The organism is Singulisphaera sp. GP187 (assembly GCF_900129635.1).
GTDB lineage: Bacteria > Planctomycetota > Planctomycetia > Isosphaerales > Isosphaeraceae > Singulisphaera.
In genome coordinates this window covers 1929969-1947063 of sequence record NZ_FSRB01000002.1, presented here as the reverse complement: position 1 = coordinate 1947063, position 17095 = coordinate 1929969, and the positions used below count along the sequence as shown (strand labels likewise).

Sequence of the window (17095 nt, the reverse complement as noted above, 5' to 3'; positions counted from 1 at the left end):
AAAAGCTTCGCTAGACTACCCATTTCAGCGACGGCGGAGGCGATCGAAGAATCCGCGCTTCTCGCTGGTCTCCAGGCCTGACTTGTTGATCGCCTCGTCCGTCTTGGGCGTGTCGGCCTTGGGTTCGTCCCCCTTGGACGCGTCGGGCTTGGCGTCGGGCTTCACGGCCGCCTTGTCGCTCTCCTTGTCTTTGTCCTTCGTGGTCTCGTCCTGGTCCTTCTCCTTGTCCTTCTTGGGCTCTCGGCCGAAGAGTCCGAAGAACCGTCGGCGGGGGACCTCGGCGCTGGTCTTGCTGACCTCGTCGTCCTTCTTGGTCGTGTCCTTGCCAAGGATTGCCGCCTGCTGGTACTCGGTGGTCGTTACGGGGACGGCATCGACGACCAGGGGACCGGGCAAGTTTTTCTGGCGGGCCGCCGCCTGAAGGATCGTCACGATGTCGGGATACTTGGCGCCGAGGCCGGCCGTCTGGCGAATGACGTCGTCGATGTCCAGGCTGGCATGAACCTTGGAATCCTCGTCGCCCACCCGCCCCGACCCGATCTTGCTGATCTGAAGCGCGTGGTCGCCGTCGGCGGCGTTCAGAAGGAGGGGGCCGTTGCCCAGCACAATGGGGGTGAGCAGCCTTTGCCCGCGCCCGAACACAACGACCTCGCAACGTTTGGTCCGGGAGAGGTGGACCAACGGGGGACCGTCCGTATCCACGACGTAGAGCGCGAACGGATCGGGCCGGTGGACTCGCTGAGCACTCGAGGTGCGGGCGATCGCCATCGACATCGTCTCGGAGTCGTCGGATTCGTCCTTGGGCTCCTCGAGCACCTTGACGCGGCCCAGGAACGGGTCACTCGCGTCCAGGGTCCGGAGTGCATTGAAGGCACCGTAGCGGACGGGGATCTCGGGGGTCTCCATGAGCTTGACCAGCTTCATCCGCGACGCCGGCTGGTCGGTCGCCGCCAGGGCCGCAAGCGCGAACGGGCGAAACTCCGCATTCTTGATTGCGTGATCGCCCAGGACATCGGCCCCCGATGCGTCGTTCAGGTACGCGAGTGCCTCGGCGGCGAAGAACTTGACTTGCTCGTTGGGGCTGGCCAGCCCCCGCTTGAGGGTCTCGATGGCCGTGACCCCGAGGCCTTCGAGCCGGAGCGCCGCGATCCCGGCCTTGGTCGGATCGAGCAACTCCTCGCCCCAGATTGCCATTCTCGCCTGAGAGAGCTGTGGACTATCGACGAGGGGCAACAGCTTGACCACGCGGAAGTAGCGGATCTGGTTATGCTTGTAGACGTTGGGGACCCGCAGCTCGAGAAAGCTATCGGTCTTGGCCGTCGCCATCCCGTTATGCTTGACCCCTTCGGTCTGGTGGAACCGATGGTTGACGACATTCTGGAGCAACTGCGCGCTCTTGAAGCTCTTGCGGTTTTCCTTGAGCTCGAGTCGAAACGGCGAATCTTTCTTGACCATCGCCCCGCCCAGCACGCGACCCACCTTGGGATCATCGGGCTTGTCGTCGGTCCCGATCATGACGGGTCCCTTGGCGATGGCGAGTTCCTGCCCTTCCTTGGGGGTTCCGCCGGCGATCGCCACCTCTTTGAGCCGGCACTCGACCAGGTATCCCCCTGCAAGACTCGTCGTCCCGCACGCGGGAGGCAGCTCGAGCTCCACGTCGAGGTGGTCGTGCTTCGAGGTTCCGGTCGGGATCGACAGTCGCGCGATCACGATCGAGAGGCTCGGATTGGCGAGCAGCTTCTCCGAGTTCTCGATCCCGGCCTTGCGCATCTCATCCACCAGCCGCTCGCGATACCACGAGGGAGGCGGTTCCGACCCTGTATTGTCGAGTCCCACCACGAGACCGACCCCCTCCAGCCGCATGCTATTGTGGGAGGAGGCAAAGATCGAGGCGAGGTTGGTGACCGTCTCCTCGACCTTGGGTGGCTTCTCTTGCTTCTTGAACGGCGAGCCGGCCCCAACCAGGACCACGGCCGCGATCGCCCCGAGGGCCAAGCAGGTCCTCTTGCGCCTTGCCTGATTTCGCCACATTCGGCCAGCCTCCTTGCCCATCAATCGGGGAGAACCCCCGGCCACGGCTCGAGAACCAAGCCATGACCAAATCATGCTGCCGCTCACGCCACATCCTTGTGAGGCTAACGGCGGTCGGACTTTATTGTCTTCTGGAATTTGGGTCAAGTCCGAATCGAGCGCCCTGAAAAAGAATTAGTGGAGCAACAACCGGAAACGCCATCGACCCAAACCTTGAGCCTAATGAATTCATTAGGCTCGGGTTCGAGATGGGGTGGGGGTGGGACTTGCCCGCATGGTAGAATCGAAGACGAGTCGGCCCGGCTCTGGAGAAGTCTCCAAACGAACGCGGGCCGAAGCCTTCGAGTTTGCCCGATGAACGCTGTCCCCACGATTGCTCGTGACCCCCACCTGCTGGCCGAAGAGATTCGAAACCTCGCCACCCGCGCCTACGAGACCCTGCACGATCCCCTGACCAATCCCCAAGAGACTCGCGAACTCTCCAAGCGGATCCTTCAGCTTCAGGGCTTGATGGGGCCGATGGCCTCGAACGACCTCAGTCTCTGGCTGGAAAACCTTCGGCGCCGCGTCGACGCGCCGGCTTCCCAGGCGCGACCGGGACCAGGTGTCCGCCAACTCACTCCGGTTCCGTCCCCATGATGCACACGGGTGCCGACGGGTTCGCGCACCCGCGACGCCCCTGACTCCGGTTCCGCAACGGATCTGAGACGAAAAAAATGGAGGGGAACCAGGTGGCCGATCGTTGTCCTGTTCCCCTCGCTCCCTCCTGAAAAATTCCCCACCCCTCGGAAAATCCCGGCACGAAAATCGCATCACCAGAGCTTAGGGTGAATGGCCACGCCCTCCCCTAAGGTTTGGGTGGAGGCACCGCCGCCGGGGCAGTTGGCCCCAATCCGGTTGGACTCATTCACCTGATCGGCGTCGAGTGACGGATCATGTCGATCCGGCTCGTTGCGTCACGAGTCTTTCGAGGTGGTTCATGTCGACCAACCCGTCCCCTCCTCAGGAGATCGCTCAGGAACTGAACGACGACGAGAGGCAGATCATCGAATTCTGTCGCGTGCTCCAACTCAACAAAGACGAGGCCCTGAAGCGACTCGCGATCCCCTCGTCCTCACCGATTCATCTCCACGGTCAAGAAATCGCGGCCAATCTTTCCACGGTCGCAGACGAACTCGCGCAAACCCTGGCGGATCCGGTCGCACTCTCCGGCCACGACGATCCCGACTGACTGATCCGTCCGTCCGTCCGGATCCGATCGTGGCTTGATCGCGATTCAACCAGAACGAGCTCCTCTCTGACGACGGCCGAACTGGCGCGACTCGCGGTCTCCCACGAGATCGCGGCCGATCGAGCCGATCGGGGCTTCCCACGCCAGCCGATCGCCGTTGTGGGCGACGCCGTCTCCAACGTCAAGAAGTGGTCCCGCTTTGCGCGGGTCAGGAACGGCTCGATCCGTAGACAAGTCGAGACAATTCGGGAGACAATTCGGAGGCCAGGCACCTCAGAAGTGCAACGCGGGTGACTTAGGCAAGTCGTCAAGTCATGCGACGGGGCACCCATCCTTGCCGAATCTCTCAGACATCCCAATTGAAGGGCATGGCTGATTGTCCCAGCGTTGAGGTTGGAACCCGTGTCTCGAGTCCGAGCACTCGTGGAGTGAAGCTTACGCGGACTCGGCCAACTCCCTAAATCGGTTCGCCATCCTTGGCCCCTTGCCTTCGTCCTCGTGCTTGAAGTACACGAACGCATGCTCCCAGTTTTGTTCCTGCACCCGCTTCACCCATTCCATGAGTTCCGCATCGCCATAATCGGCGCGCCGTAACCGCAGATAGCCCCAATCCGTGGTGGCCATAAACGGAACGTCAAGCTTGTCATCGGCGTCGGCGATGCAGAGCGTTGCGCGATGATCGCGTAGCAGTCCGAAGACCTCGTCGTCGAACCACGAGGGATGGCGGAACTCAAACGCCGTGCGGAGTTGCAACGGTAGCAACGCAAGAAACGCCCGCAGGCGGGTCACATCCTTTTTCGATGTCGACGGCAACTGGAAGAGCAACGGCCCCTGGTGCTCCGCCAATGCTCCGGCGACTTCGAGCAAATGCGACATCAATTCGCCTACGTCGTTGAGCTTCCGAACATGTGTAATCTGCCTCGGCGCCTTGAGTACGAATTTGAAATCGGCGGGAACCGCGTCAGCCCATCCTTCCACGGTCGAAACTTTGGGCATGCCATAGAACGTGCTGTTGATCTCGACCGTCCGAAAGCGCTCACCGTAAAAACGGAGCATCTGCTGAACCGGTAGGTCTTTGGGATAGAATGTGCCCTTCCATGGCTTGTAGGAGTAGCCACTGGTGCCGACGTAGAGGCCCATTTGTCGTTCTCTCGTCAAAAAGCTGAGCCCGCGGATGGATGCGGGCTCTTGTGTAGGAGCAACCATTCGAAGCAGGATAAGCAGGATATTAGCTCGGCACTTCAATGGGAATATCGGGGAGATTCAGCAAAACGATCCGCCAAGTCTCTCCGAGACTTCGGGGCCGTTATCAGGCTCTTTTCCGCGAGTTCCACCCGAACTCGAGGCATAAGCATTCTTTTTCACAAAGCTTGCTCGGACCGCGAGACCGCAGAATCCAAAGTGTGCCAACGCCAACCCAGGTGATTCGCATGGAATATGAAGTACGGCTCGAACAAGTCGGCAGTCATCCTCTGGCCGTCGTGCGCCGGCGGGCGAGTTCGAAGGAACTCGCCAAGGTCATCCCAGACGCTTGCGGCTTGGTGTGGAGTGTCGTCCGCACGCAGCAGATCACCGGTGCAGGCCGACACATCGCGCTCTACTGGGATGACCAGATTAACCTCGAAGTGGGCGTCGAGCTCGAAACGCCCTTCGCCGGGCACGGCGAGGTTGTTGGCTCGGTCACTCCAGCCGGCACGGTCGCCACGTCGACGCACTTCGGTCCCTACAACCGTCTCCACGAGACCCATCTGGCAATCCGCCAGTGGTGCGCGAATCACGGCTACGAACTGGCCGGCCCCCACTGGGAAAGTTACGGCCATTGGACCGACGAATGGAACACTGACCCGGCCAAGATCCGCACTGATGTCTTCTACTTGCTGAAGGTGGACGGGGTGTCGGCCGGCTCCCCCCACTCCGAACCTGAGTTCCCGGACGAGTAGCCTCGAAAGCCGAACTCGGTGGTCAGGCACCCAACCTGGGTAAATCGGGGAGCCTGAATGGTCCACAGTGCCTGCAGCCAGTGAGCCAGCCCCCCTAACCCTCTCAGCCCTCCCCAATACAATGCCTGGCCACTTGCTCCGAAGCACGGCTTTCGCCAAGGTTAGGACTGCGAAGATGAAGCTCGCCTTCGATCTCGACGACACTCTGATCCCTGGCGTCGTCCACTTCCCAGTCGAGAAACAAGGATATCTGGCAAGACTCCTTGGCCACGAGCGAATACGGGAGGGGACCATCGCCCTGATGAAGTCCTTGATCAAGCAAGGATGGGAGCTCTGGGTCTACACCACGTCCTTCCGCAGTCCTATCTATGTCAGGATGCTTTTTCGGCTTTACGGGGTTCGCATCGCAGGCATCATCAATCAACATCACCACTTCAAAAGGGTGACCGGGCGCGGTCACTCCTACCAAGACTGCTCCAAGTACCCGCCAGCGTTCGGCATCGACTTGTTGGTTGACGAGTCTGAGGGGGTTTGGCTCGAATCCCAGAGGCACGGCTTCGAGATGGTGCTCGTCCGGCCCGAGGATTCTGCTTGGGCAGATGCCGTCATGGCCAAGGCCCGATTGATGTTGGATCGTTGAATCTCGTACAAGAAAACATCCTATCGGTCCCAGCCGTCTGGCAGAGTCTCACCCCCGGCAATCGTCGAGAGAGTTTCAAACACTTTCGAGTCGATCGTCTCCTTGAGGCACCGGCCCGACCCTCGACGAGGAGGACCAACACCCCACGGTGATTGCCCCTCCGAGCCCGGTTCGGAGGCCAAGCGCATAGGTTGGACATGAGAGGGGTTCTGGGCGGGAAGTTGGGGAAGTTGGTGCCCAGGCACCCAAAGGGGATAAATCAGGGGGGGTTGCGCACTCCAACGGCGTCAGCAGCCAGTCATCCAACCTCCTTAAACCTCTCAGCCCTCCTTGATAAAGTGCCTGGCCCTTTGCTCCCCCATGGCCCTTTGCTCCCCCACTCGCGTTGCTCCCCCACACGCGGAAAGCGACGGCGATAGGTAAAATACCCAGTTCGACGCGGTGCCCCCGTACCGGTTGATCCAGTTCGGTGGCGGGAGCGGGGAGTAGGGGACAGTCAAAGATGTCGTTGTCCGGTGCCAACGCCCTCATGCCCGCCAGGCCAGTGGCCGTCGGCCTCCAGGGCCCTTGTTCCCTCACACGGCCGACCGCAACTCCGGGAACACCTTGCTGACCTTGGCGAGCAAATATTCCCCGTACGTCCCCTCAAACGCATGGACACTCGACCGATCCCAACGCTCGTCCTTGTCGTCGGCAATGGGGCCGACCAGGTCGATCGGCCGGACGATGGTGTCGAACCCGGGGTCGAAGAAGAACGGGAAAGAGAGCCGGTCGCGGGGAGCCGCGTTGCGGACGCGGTGTGGGGTCGAACGGTAAAGGCCGCCCGTCATTCGGTCGAGCATGTCGCCGATGTTGCAGACGAATGAGCCGGGCACCGGTGGCGCGGGCACCCAACGAGACCTCGACTTGACCTCCAGGCCTCCGGCGTCGTCCTGCAACAGGATAGTCAGCATCCCGTAGTCGGTATGCTCGCCTACGCCCCACAGGTCCGGTGCGGGAGATGACGGGTAGTTGAAGATGCGGAACAGAGTCAGTGGGTTTCCGAGGTAATGCTCTGAGAAGTATGATTCCTCCAGGCCCAAGCTCAGGGCCAGGCCACACATCAACCGATGGCCGAGGGATGTGAGCGCGGCCATATATTCCAGAACCGCTTCACGATAGCCGATTGGCTCCTCCGGGAAGAGGTTGGGGCCATGCAGCGGCGTCCCGTCGCGCACCCTCGGGTCGTCCGGAGGCAGTTCCTCGCCAAAATAGATCCCCTCCTTCTGGTCGGGCTTGCCGGAGGTCAGCTCGTCGCCGACGCGGAAGTAGCCCCGCCAGGCCCGGCCGCCCCGGGCCATCCGGATCTTCAGCTTGGTCTCGGTGTCGAGCGAGAAGAAGGCGCGGCTGAGATCGCGCAAGCGGACCAGAAGTCCTTCGTCGACTCCGTGCCCCACGACGTAGAAGAATCCGCTCTCTCGGCACGCCAGGCCAAGTTGATCGGCGACAGCCCGTTGGCCGGGTTCTCCCGCGACCAGCATACTGACATCGACAATCGGGATCCGCGAGAAGTCCGTTTCGCCCATGAACTCGCCTCCTCCAAGTAAGGTCCGGATTCGGACGCGAAATGAGACACGGTCGCCACGTTAGCGGGCTTTCCGCCCGGGTCCATCAACCCATTACCGTTGCCACAGTGTCAAATGAGCCAGCCCATGCGAAAGCCCTAAGTCAGGGCGCTCACGCTCCCTGTCTTCCGATAGATAAAGAGCCCCCGGTCACGTGGCGACAGTCTCGGAGATTTTGCGTTCAAGCCCTTCCAGGATAACGACTTCGCCCATGTCCTGGCGAATGCCCCAGCCGATCAGGGCAAGAAGCTTGCCCATTGCGACTCGACTCTCAATGCCGATGCGTCCGCGTCGATCCCCGGTGGATACCTCTCCGATCAGCGCGGTGTTCGAGGGGCCATACAAGAGAAAGTTCCCCGCACCATTGCGACGCGGCGGTTCTCGATCGAGGGCAGGACGGCGTGTTTCGGGCCGACTCCGTCCTGGTGGGCTCAGAATCGTGGGACGGGACAACTCGCGGAACCTCGTTCAGAGTGGCACCACGTTGACGTCGGGGAGTGTGCATGCCAGGATTTTGAAGTCGGCCAATGATCGAGAGGGCAGCAATCTGGAGGGATTGATGCGCATGGTGAGTGGACAAGCCCTATTGAAGGCGATCCTCGATTCGCCAGACGACGACGCGCCCCGGTTGGCCTACGCGGATTGGCTGGAAAGCCAGGGTGAACCGGAACGTGGCGAGTTCATCCGGATCCAATGTACCCTCGACCCGATGCCCGCGAACGATCCGGGGCGACCGGCGCTCCTGGCTCGTGAGGCGGAGCTGCTGGACCAATACGGCTGGACGTGGGCCGAGGAGTTCGGCACCGAGATCACCGAATGGGTCTATCAACGCGGCTTCATCGAACGTGTTGAGATGAGCCTGGAGCGACCCGCCGACCAGATTCTCGCCACCTTGAGCAAGGGGCCGATTCGCCATGTCCGTGACACCGGGCAGTTCTGCGACCTCGAGGGAGTTGTCGAAGCCCTCCCCCACCTCGAGAGACTCACCGGCCTCGAGTTCTGGGGGTTCTATGCCATTGACGACCGACTCTTGGCGAAGCTCTTGAACTCTCCCCACTTGAAGAATCTCCGCACCCTCGTCCTGCAGCACGACCGCAACGGCAACCTTGTCAAGAACAAGGTGCTCGTCGAGGGCTTGCTGTCCCCCTACCGGGGGAACCTCAGAGAACTTGCCGTCAACGTCGACGGTGTTTGGCGAGGGCCGTCACCCAAAATTCTTCTTGCAATGGCTCGGTCTCCCTATCTGGCGAACCTACGCAAACTCAACCTATCGCATACGATACTGACCGGGGATTTGGTCCGGACACTCGGGCAATCCCCCGCTTTCGCTCATCTGGAGGCACTGGACCTGGGGGGATGCCGCTTTTCCCCTCAGCTCTGGGACGAGGTTCTCCGGGAGACCTGGGTGCCTCGGCTCAACTGGCTTCGCCTGAGCAGGGCGGCGACCGTGAACGCACAAGGTTTCACCATCGACGAACTGAAGGACATCTCGACCTACCGTAGTGGATTTGACCAGCGCGTGCGGGTTGTGGACTGGGAAACGGAATTTATCGACCCGTTTTCCCGCAATACGAACTGGCAGGGGCTTACCTGGAATGACCGTCAGCGGCATCCCCTCCGAGCCATGAATCACTGGGTTCAGGCTGGGGACTACGCCGGTCTCGAAGATCAATACCGTCGCCTGTGTCAGGATCTCGCGGGCGCGGAGGTCCGAGCGGAGATCGATTGCCTTCCGTTCGAAGAATACGAGGAGGCGCTACAAATCGCGTTTCGAAAGGCACTCGCGGTCCTGCCGAAGAAGGAGGGTAAGGCGATCTACCTGCGGATCAGGCCTGATCTTAGGTGGATGGGAAGCTTTCATGTGCAGGCGAACGATTCAACTGAGTTCCAGGGCCAAGGCGAAGTCCCCGAGGAGTTCGCCTACGAGGGCCCCGTCGCGGAGATCAAGGTCCCGGATTTCCCGGAGGCCGCGCAGGTCTACGAGCGACAGCCGCTCCACTCCGGGATCCGACCCAGCGGTCCGGCCCTCTATGTACTGGCGCGAACTGCTGCGGCATGCGGGCGCTGCCTGTTGAAACACGAGATTCCGGTCCCTGTCTATTTCAGTTGCATGCACGCGGTGTTCTGCATGAGACGACCGGGATGAGAAGGTTGAAACGAATTCAAAGAGGCCAGGACCCGATATAGCCATATCGGGTCCTGGCCTCTTTGAATTCTCCTGACCGGAAGACCTCACGGAAAGTCGGAACAATTGACCGACTCAACGGCTTTATTGTAATGGGAGGATCACAGATCGCTGAGGAGACCGAAATCTATGGCACTCGAACGGAATGGGACCGTCCTGAACAACATCCGCACGCTGTTCAATGTGGGAATGACCGCCGGTCTGACGGACGGGCAACTCCTGGAGCAGTTTGCCACCCGGCGTGGCGAGGCATCCGAACTGGCCTTCGCGGTCATCGTTGAGCGGCACGGCCCGATGGTCCTTCGCGCCTGTCGCGGCATCGTCCAGGATGAGCACGACGCACAGGACGCGTTTCAGGCGACCTTCCTGATCCTCGTGCGGAGGGTCGGGGCGCTCTGGGTGCGGGACTCCTTGGGCCCCTGGCTTCATCGGGTGGCCTGCCGTGTGGCGACTCGTGCCCGACTCGGGACGGACCGGCGGAGTGCGGCCGAGAGGAGAGCGGCCGAGGCGGCGAGAAACCGTGGCGGTGGCCCAGCACCGGATGATCAGTGGCGGGTCATCCAGGAGGAGATCGACCGGCTCCCGGACCATTACCGCATACCAATCCTACTCTGCGACGTGGAAAACCGGACCTACGAGGAGACGGCGCGACATCTCGGCTGCCCCATCGGCACGGTCAAGAGCCGACTGGCGCGGGGCCGCGAGCGGCTACGCGAGCGACTTGCTCGCCGGGGGCTAAGCCCCGCATCGGGCCTGGTTGGGGTCGGTCTCCTTGCGGAGCCGGCGAAGGCCATGGTTCCGGTCGTGCTGATCGAAAACACATGCCGGGCAGCGGTGTGGACCGTGACGGCCAAGGGAACGGGCGGACCGGTTTCGACGTCCGTCGTGGCACTTGTAAACGGGGTATCGAGAACCATGGCCATGACCAATCTCTGTAAGGTCCCGTCCGCAGGACTTGTCCTCGGGGTCGTGGCAATCGGCGGGGGTGGACTCATCCCCACCGGAAGCCATCCGTTGGCGATCGCCAACGGGGTCACTGGCACATCGAGAACGGACGATCCCCAGTGTGACTGGGATAAGCTTCAAGGCACGTGGGTCAGGATCTCCACGGACGGCGTCAAGGCTGATAAGACCGTCAAGATGATGGTCGAGCCGGCGAAAGACCGGCCCGAAGGTGACCTCCCAGTCGGAGCCTTGACGCTCAATTTCACGTGGAAAACCGACGGAACAGCGGGCGGGAGCCACAACCGCGTTCTGCTGGACCCGACCAGAAATCCGAAGGCGCTCGACTTCCTCGCTGACGAGGAGGGCGCACCTAAGGTCTGTCCCGGGATTTATAAGCTGGAGGGCGACGTCTTGACGGTTTGCTTCCGTGCAACCCAGGGCAGGCGGCCAAATGAATTCGTCACGGTTAGGCGCGGTGAGACTCTCGATGTCTATCGTCGCGTGAAACCCTGATCAGGGGTGAGTCAGGTGACCGGCCGCGAACTGACGCGTGAAGTGAGAGGGGGCCGCGTTCACTCGGCCTGGGTATTGAGGTTAAGCTGGCGGACAACGCTCAGCGGAATGAACAGATGAAGGGGGTCGTCGAGCAACGCCCGAAAGCCGTATTTCAGGTAGAACCCCTTCGCTTGCTCGTCGATGGCGTCGACGACAACGGCATTGATCGCGATCTGCTGGGATAAGAGCACGGCTCGGCCGAGAGCCGACATCAGCAGGATTTCTCCCAAGCCCTGGCCCTGGGCATTCTTGTCGACTGCCAGTTTGCCAATTAGGGCCGCGGGGATCGGCTGTTTCCTTGGCAACCGGTTCGCGATCGGGGCTGGCATATCCTCAAAGCGGATTTGGTAGCTCGACAGACTGTAATAGCCGAAAACGCGGAAGTCCACCGGACGCACGGCTACGTAAGTCCGGGAGGTATCCCGCTTATCGTTCTGGCCGGCATAACGCTGAATCCATTCAGACAGGGACTGCTTTCCACAGTCGAACCCTGAATGGTCATGATTTCCGGTTAACTGTTCAATGGCCCATTCTGGCACGAATCGTCACCGGGTTGCGGCGTTGAATCTTTCGGCCGCACGAAGCAGGGCCGCGTTTGGCTTGGCGTTCTCGTCATCTAACGCAGCAAGGAAGCGGTCCCGGTCGCGGCTCGACAAGGTGAGCTGCTGCGATTCATGAATCACCTGGCGAGCATGCGGAACAACCACGCTGAGGACGAAAGCGGAAACCGGCAGCCCAGATATCGTAGCGGCTTTCTCGATCATGCCTTTGACATCGGATGCGATCCGCAGGTCAAGGCGTTCACCTTTGACCTGGGTGGATTCCGCCCGGTCGTCGCTGGTCCCATCGTTCTTGACCGCAACTGCCATTGTCCCCTCCTCTGGTTGTCTCCCCGGATGACCATCCGTCTTCAGAACCATGATCACCCTCAGTAGCAATTCTACCGTCCGGCCGGCCATTGTCCACACAAGCGACCTGTTCGACATTCAACTCTTGCCCAACGTCCGCACCTTCATGCGAAAGTCTTGGTGCGTGCCCATCGTGCGGTGGGCTGGCGTTGAAATGAGCCCTGGGAATGGAAAGGGGGGCAGGAGCCGAATATTGAAGGTTCACAATAATTCGGCGGGATCGGTTCCTGCCCCCGTTCCCTGATCGAGGAATTCCACACGCCCTAGATTTCATTCAGCAGCGAATCGACGGCCCTGTCCAGACTTTCTCCAATCGCGTTCTTGTGGCGGATGATCCCCTTGGCGTCAATCACGAAGACCGTAGGATAGAGGCGGACATGGAATCTCTCGACGATCGGGCCGCCCTTGTCTTCGCCATCGTGCCACTGCGGCCAGGTCATCTGCTCGGTTTTCATTGCCTTCTTGGCAGCTTCGATGTTCTCGTTGCAATTCACACCCAACAAGGCGAACGGCCGGCCCTTGTATTTCTCGACTAGTTCGCGCTCGTGGGGGACTTCTCTCATGCAAGGTCCGCACCACGACCCCCAAAAGACCAGGACGACCACCTTGCCGCGGTAGTCGGAGAGCTTGAGTGACCTGCCATCGATGTCCTTGCCGTCGATCTCGGGGGCGGGCTTGCCTTCGGCCAGGTTGTGCATCTCGTCGAGGTGGCCGAGGGCGACCTCGCCCAGCGTCCGCTTTCGTGCCAGCAGCGCGTCAAGCTCCTTGATCTCGCCGACGGTCAACGGCTTGTTGTTCCCCATCGGGACTGGCTCTTTCTGCAATGCCTCCAGCTTGCGGCGGTGCGTCGTGACGTACGGGATGTCGCCGTACTCGTCGATCACCTCCTCGTAGAGCCGCTCGGCCTCGCGGCGGACGGCATCGGGGTCAAGCAGGCGGAGCGCGACGCGGTAGCCCTCCTCCTCGTTGGACGGGGGGATCGACTTCTTCACCAATTTCCCGGTGTCGTCGTAGGTTTCGAATTCGATCGGGTGACGTTCCCGCGAGGTACGCGCCCCCTTCGCGAGCAACGCCTTCTTCTCCAGGTACTGGGCCATCGCCAGACGGGCCAGCCCCTTCGCCTCGCGGCACACGGCGCCGACGTACAACCCGTCCATCAAGGCGTCGCGGTTGCGGGAGAGGATGTTATCTAGCGAAAGGGCGACGCGTACGGCCTCGGGGTCGTCGGCGTGTTGGTTGACCAGCACCCGGACGGCGCGCGCGAACTGGTCGCCGTAGGGGCCGCAGTCGGAGCAGTACGTCTTGTTCAGAACCCAGACCAGGGCGTCTCGCGAGACCGGGTCGTTCGGCGCGGTCAACGCCAGGTCGACCATCCTTTTGGAATACGCGGCGTCGTCGGGGGACATCGTCCCGTAGAGTTTCCAACCCTCGAACTCGGTTTTGGCCGCCGCGACGGCTTCGGAGAGCTTCTTCTGCTCGCCCTCGAATTCCGCGATGATCTTCTTGTATTGGTCGGCGACCGTCGGCATTTCCACCTTCGGTTGCGAATCGTCCTTGGAAGCCGGCGTGGTTTTCGGCTTCGGTTCGTCCCCGCGGCCGAAGACCGCCGCGCCGGTCCCGAGGCATCCCAGGCCAACAAGCACGGCTCCCGCCGTGAGAAGTCCTTTCGACATAATAATGCTCCTTATTCCATAGGAAGCCAAAGCGGCGACGGTCGTCGGGACCGCCCGGGTCGCGCCTTTCGCCGCCCACTCAGAGGCCGACTCGATCAGGGCCTCGGGCACGGCCGCCCGGGCGCGGCCCGATGCGAGATATACCGGGAGCGCCAGCGCCGAATGCGTGAACCCGCGTCGGATCAGGCGCAATCGCAGGAGGTCCTTCGCCCGGGACAAACGGCTCCCCACCGTGCCGACCTGGCAGCCCAATCGGGCGGCAGCCTCTTTCAATGCCATCCCCTCCAGGTAGCACAGACGCACGGCCTCGCCGTATCGCCGGGGCAGCCGGTCGATTTCTTCGTCCAGAATCGAATCCAGTTCATCGGAGGGCGTCGTCCGATGCTCCCAGGATTCCGACACGCCGCCGGCCGGGAACGGCCGCTTCAACGCCAGAGATCGGGCCCGGACCGCCACCTTCCGGCTCACGGCATGGAGCCATCCGCCCAGCGAGTCGTCCACGCGGATCGACCCCGCCTTGCGGACCAGGACGAGAAACGTGGCCTGGAAGGCATCCTCCACATCGTGTGGGTCGGCCAACGCCCGGCGACAGACGCCCAGGACCATCGGGCCATGACGCAAGACCAGGGCCGCGAAGGCCGTGTCCGCGCAATCCCCCGACCCCGTCACAAATCGTTCGAGCAGCTCACGATCGGTCATTCCGGCCACGCTGCCTGAGCCGAACAGCGTGCCGAGCCCTCGCAGGTAGACAGCCACACTCGCCGAGTCGATCGCCATGCTTGATGACCTCCGAGTCCGAATCCCGCCCCTACTATGCCGCGACCATGGAGTTTTTTCCCGATTTCTCGAACAACCCAGCGGCTTCGGTTCTTTCACGTCCACACCACGGGGCGAATTCGATCCACAACGCCATTGCTGGACGGGCTTACTTGCTGGTGGTCGTTCGGCAACGGCTTTGCATGCAAGACCCGGATGGATTCAGGGTCGGCGGGATGCACCCCGGCATCGGCATGCGGCGGATCAGGACTTGGGGCTTGCGAGTTTGCGGGGGATTCCGCCTGAGCGGCCGGCCGCTCATTCCCGGGCCGGGAAGCGGGCCTCGTTTAACTTGAATCCCAGGGTCGCCCCGCTCTACAATAGTCGTGTCTCAATTCCGTCGGTGGCCCTGAGGTGGGAGACGGCCCCCGCTCGGCGCTGCTCCTGTCTCGACTTACTCCGTGGCGGCGTGTTTCCCCGCGGGTTCGACACCCATCCTCCAGGGCACCCCACTGGCATGTCCACTTCCGGCGATCGGATCACGCATCTCCTAGATGAGTTTCGCCACTCACGCGACGTGATGGTGGCCGAGCTGAATAAGGTCGTCATCGGCCAGCGCGAAGTCATCGACCAGATCATGGCGGCGATCTTCACCCGAGGCCACGTCCTGCTCGTGGGCGTTCCTGGCCTGGCGAAGACCTTGATGGTCAGTTCCATCGCCAAGATCCTCGACGTCGGCTTCAAGCGCATCCAGTTCACGCCCGACCTGATGCCGTCGGACATCACCGGCACCAACGTTCTGGAAGAGCCCGAGGCGGGGCGGCGTGCGTTCCGGTTCGTCCCCGGACCGATTTTCTCGAACATCATCCTGGCGGACGAGATCAACCGAACGCCCCCGAAAACCCAGGCCGCCCTGTTGCAGGCCATGCAGGAACGGGAAGTGACCGTCGGCCAGGAAACGCTTCATCTGCCGGAACCGTTCTTCGTCATCGCCACTCAGAATCCGATCGAGCAAGAAGGGACGTATCCGCTGCCCGAAGCGCAACTCGACCGGTTCATGTTCGACATTCGGGTGGGCTATCCCACCTTGGAAGAGGAGAAGAAGATCCTCTCGTCAACCACCAAGGGAGAGTCGGTCGAGCTCAAGAAGGTGCTCTCCGGCAAGGCGATTCTGAACCTTCAGAAGCTTGTCACGTCGGTGCCCGTCTCCGACTACACGGTCGAGTACGTGACTCGCCTGGTCCGCGCCACGCGGCCGGGCGATGAGAAGTCGCCTCCGTTTATCAAAGAATTGGTCGACTTTGGGGCCGGGCCCCGCGCCGGCCAGAACCTGATTCTCGGTGGTAAGGCGATGGCCGCCCTGGACGGCCGGTTCAGCGTTTCGCTCGACGACATCCGGCGTGTCGCGATTCCGGTCCTCCGGCACCGAATCAGCACCAACTTCCAGGCTCAGGCCGAGGGCCAGACGACCGAGTCGCTGATCCGAAAACTGATCGCCGAGGTCAAGGAGCCCGACGTGCCCAAGTATGACCGACGAGGAACGAACTCCTGATCGCCTGGCCGTGACCAGCGGAAATCCTTCCTCGAGTCGCTGATCCGCAACATTGAGAGTGAGGTTTCCCCGTGTCCAGCACGGCCGAAAAGTATTTGAAGCCCGAGGTGATCCGCCAGGTGGCGCGGCTCGACCTCCGTGCCAAGTTCATCGTCGAGGGGTTCCTCTCCGGCCTCCACGCCAGTCCGTTCCAGGGCTTCTCGGTCGAGTTCTCGGAGCATCGCAAGTACACTCCCGGTGATAACATCTCCGACGTCGACTGGAACGTTTACGCCAAGACTGACCGATTCTACGTCAAAAAGTTCCAGGCCGAGACGAACCTGACGGGCTATCTCGTCATGGACCTCTCCGGATCCATGGGCTACACCTACCGGCAGGAACTCACGAAATTCGAGTACGGGATCAGCCTGGCCGCCGCGCTCGGCTACCTGATGATCCACCAGCAGGACCCGGTCGGCCTGATCGCGTTCGACCAGAAGGTCCGCCAGAGCTTGCCCCCCAAGAGCAAGCGGTCGCAGCTCGGCAATATCCTCTCCCTGCTCGCGAAGCTCCAGCCGGCCGGCGAAACGGCGATTGCCAAGAGCCTGCACCAGGTGGCCGGAATGATCCGCCACCGCAGCCTCGTCATGATCTTCAGTGACTTGCTGGGGGACGCCGAACCGATCATTCAGGCCTTGCACCGGCTCCGATTCGCCGGGCACGACGTCATCATTTTCCATATCCTGGATGAGGCGGAAGCCCTCTTCCCGTTCGACGGCATGGTCGAACTCGAGGACAATGAAACCCACGAGACCTTGCTGGTCGATGCCGACGGAATCAGGGCCGACTATCTCGAGGAAGTCGCCTCGTTTCAGGACAAGTTTCGCAAAGAGTGCCGGAACGCCCGCATCGACTACACGGCGCTCCATACCGGAATGCCATTTGATAAAGCCTTGATGAGCTACTTGCTCAGCCGGCAGTCGCGCGGTTGAGCCCCGTGGAGTCAGGAGAATCCGCGACCCCGGGCGGTTGAGTTCACCACGGCGACGCCGAAAGATTGGGAGAGCAGCATGAACACCGCGCGACCCCCAGAGCC

General features: G+C 61.7%; 15 protein-coding genes. 8 read left to right on the top strand and 7 right to left on the bottom strand.

The window, feature by feature from the left end:
* Positions 1-24: 24 nt before the first annotated feature.
* Positions 25-2031 carry a flagellar basal body P-ring protein FlgI gene (locus BUS42_RS32090; protein ID WP_074313900.1) on the bottom strand — a complete coding sequence of 669 codons (2007 nt, stop codon included), beginning with the start codon at positions 2029-2031 and terminating at the stop codon, positions 25-27.
* A gap of 354 nt (positions 2032-2385) precedes the next feature.
* Between BUS42_RS32090 and BUS42_RS32085 the strand changes: the two genes are divergently transcribed.
* The gene (locus tag BUS42_RS32085) at positions 2386-2670 is read left to right on the top strand and encodes a hypothetical protein (RefSeq protein WP_074313898.1); all 285 of its coding nucleotides are present in this window, start codon (positions 2386-2388) and stop codon (positions 2668-2670) included.
* 340 nt (positions 2671-3010) lie between these two features.
* The gene (locus BUS42_RS32080; RefSeq protein ID WP_074313896.1) at positions 3011-3262 is read left to right on the top strand and encodes a hypothetical protein; all 252 of its coding nucleotides are present in this window, start codon (positions 3011-3013) and stop codon (positions 3260-3262) included.
* A gap of 435 nt (positions 3263-3697) precedes the next feature.
* Here the strand turns inward: BUS42_RS32080 and BUS42_RS32075 are convergent, their stop codons facing one another.
* A complete protein-coding gene (locus BUS42_RS32075; RefSeq protein WP_074313894.1) occupies positions 3698-4402 on the bottom strand; it encodes a DUF72 domain-containing protein in 705 nt (234 codons plus the stop codon).
* 290 nt (positions 4403-4692) lie between these two features.
* Between BUS42_RS32075 and BUS42_RS32070 the strand changes: the two genes are divergently transcribed.
* Positions 4693-5202, top strand: a complete 510-nt coding sequence (locus tag BUS42_RS32070) for a GyrI-like domain-containing protein (protein ID WP_074313892.1) — start codon at positions 4693-4695, stop codon at positions 5200-5202.
* Positions 5203-5377: 175 nt separating this feature from the next.
* Positions 5378-5842: a hypothetical protein gene (locus BUS42_RS32065; RefSeq protein WP_074313890.1), complete on the top strand. Its 465-nt coding sequence runs from the start codon at positions 5378-5380 to the stop codon at positions 5840-5842.
* Positions 5843-6417: 575 nt separating this feature from the next.
* Here BUS42_RS32065 and BUS42_RS32060 read toward each other — a convergent pair.
* A complete protein-coding gene (locus BUS42_RS32060; protein ID WP_074313888.1) occupies positions 6418-7407 on the bottom strand; it encodes an isopenicillin N synthase family dioxygenase in 990 nt (329 codons plus the stop codon).
* A gap of 189 nt (positions 7408-7596) precedes the next feature.
* Positions 7597-7791, bottom strand: a complete 195-nt coding sequence (locus tag BUS42_RS32055; protein ID WP_074313886.1) for a hypothetical protein — start codon at positions 7789-7791, stop codon at positions 7597-7599.
* Between the two features lie 214 nt (positions 7792-8005).
* Here BUS42_RS32055 and BUS42_RS32050 point away from each other — a divergent pair, with 214 nt between their 5' ends.
* A complete protein-coding gene (locus BUS42_RS32050; protein WP_254053927.1) occupies positions 8006-9592 on the top strand; it encodes a TIGR02996 domain-containing protein in 1587 nt (528 codons plus the stop codon).
* A 168-nt stretch (positions 9593-9760) separates the two neighbouring features.
* The gene (locus BUS42_RS32045) at positions 9761-11089 is read left to right on the top strand and encodes a sigma-70 family RNA polymerase sigma factor (RefSeq protein ID WP_074313884.1); all 1329 of its coding nucleotides are present in this window, start codon (positions 9761-9763) and stop codon (positions 11087-11089) included.
* A 59-nt stretch (positions 11090-11148) separates the two neighbouring features.
* Here the strand turns inward: BUS42_RS32045 and BUS42_RS32040 are convergent, their stop codons facing one another.
* The 3 genes from BUS42_RS32040 to BUS42_RS42220 all read right to left on the bottom strand — a co-directional run bounded on the left by BUS42_RS32040 (position 11149) and on the right by BUS42_RS42220 (position 14489).
* Positions 11149-11670: a GNAT family N-acetyltransferase gene (locus tag BUS42_RS32040; RefSeq protein ID WP_074313882.1), complete on the bottom strand. Its 522-nt coding sequence runs from the start codon at positions 11668-11670 to the stop codon at positions 11149-11151.
* A 6-nt stretch (positions 11671-11676) separates the two neighbouring features.
* Positions 11677-12051 carry a type II toxin-antitoxin system TacA family antitoxin gene (locus BUS42_RS32035; protein WP_159452324.1) on the bottom strand — a complete coding sequence of 125 codons (375 nt, stop codon included), beginning with the start codon at positions 12049-12051 and terminating at the stop codon, positions 11677-11679.
* Positions 12052-12302: 251 nt separating this feature from the next.
* On the bottom strand, positions 12303-14489 hold the full coding sequence (locus tag BUS42_RS42220) for a sigma-70 family RNA polymerase sigma factor (protein ID WP_083670881.1): 2187 nt from the start codon (positions 14487-14489) through the stop codon (positions 12303-12305).
* 496 nt (positions 14490-14985) lie between these two features.
* Here BUS42_RS42220 and BUS42_RS32015 point away from each other — a divergent pair, with 496 nt between their 5' ends.
* Positions 14986-16020, top strand: a complete 1035-nt coding sequence (locus BUS42_RS32015; protein WP_254053926.1) for an AAA family ATPase — start codon at positions 14986-14988, stop codon at positions 16018-16020.
* A gap of 71 nt (positions 16021-16091) precedes the next feature.
* Positions 16092-16991 (top strand): DUF58 domain-containing protein, encoded by a 900-nt coding sequence (locus BUS42_RS32010; RefSeq protein ID WP_074313878.1) that lies wholly within the window; start codon positions 16092-16094, stop codon positions 16989-16991.
* The last annotated feature ends 104 nt before the right edge of the window (positions 16992-17095 follow it).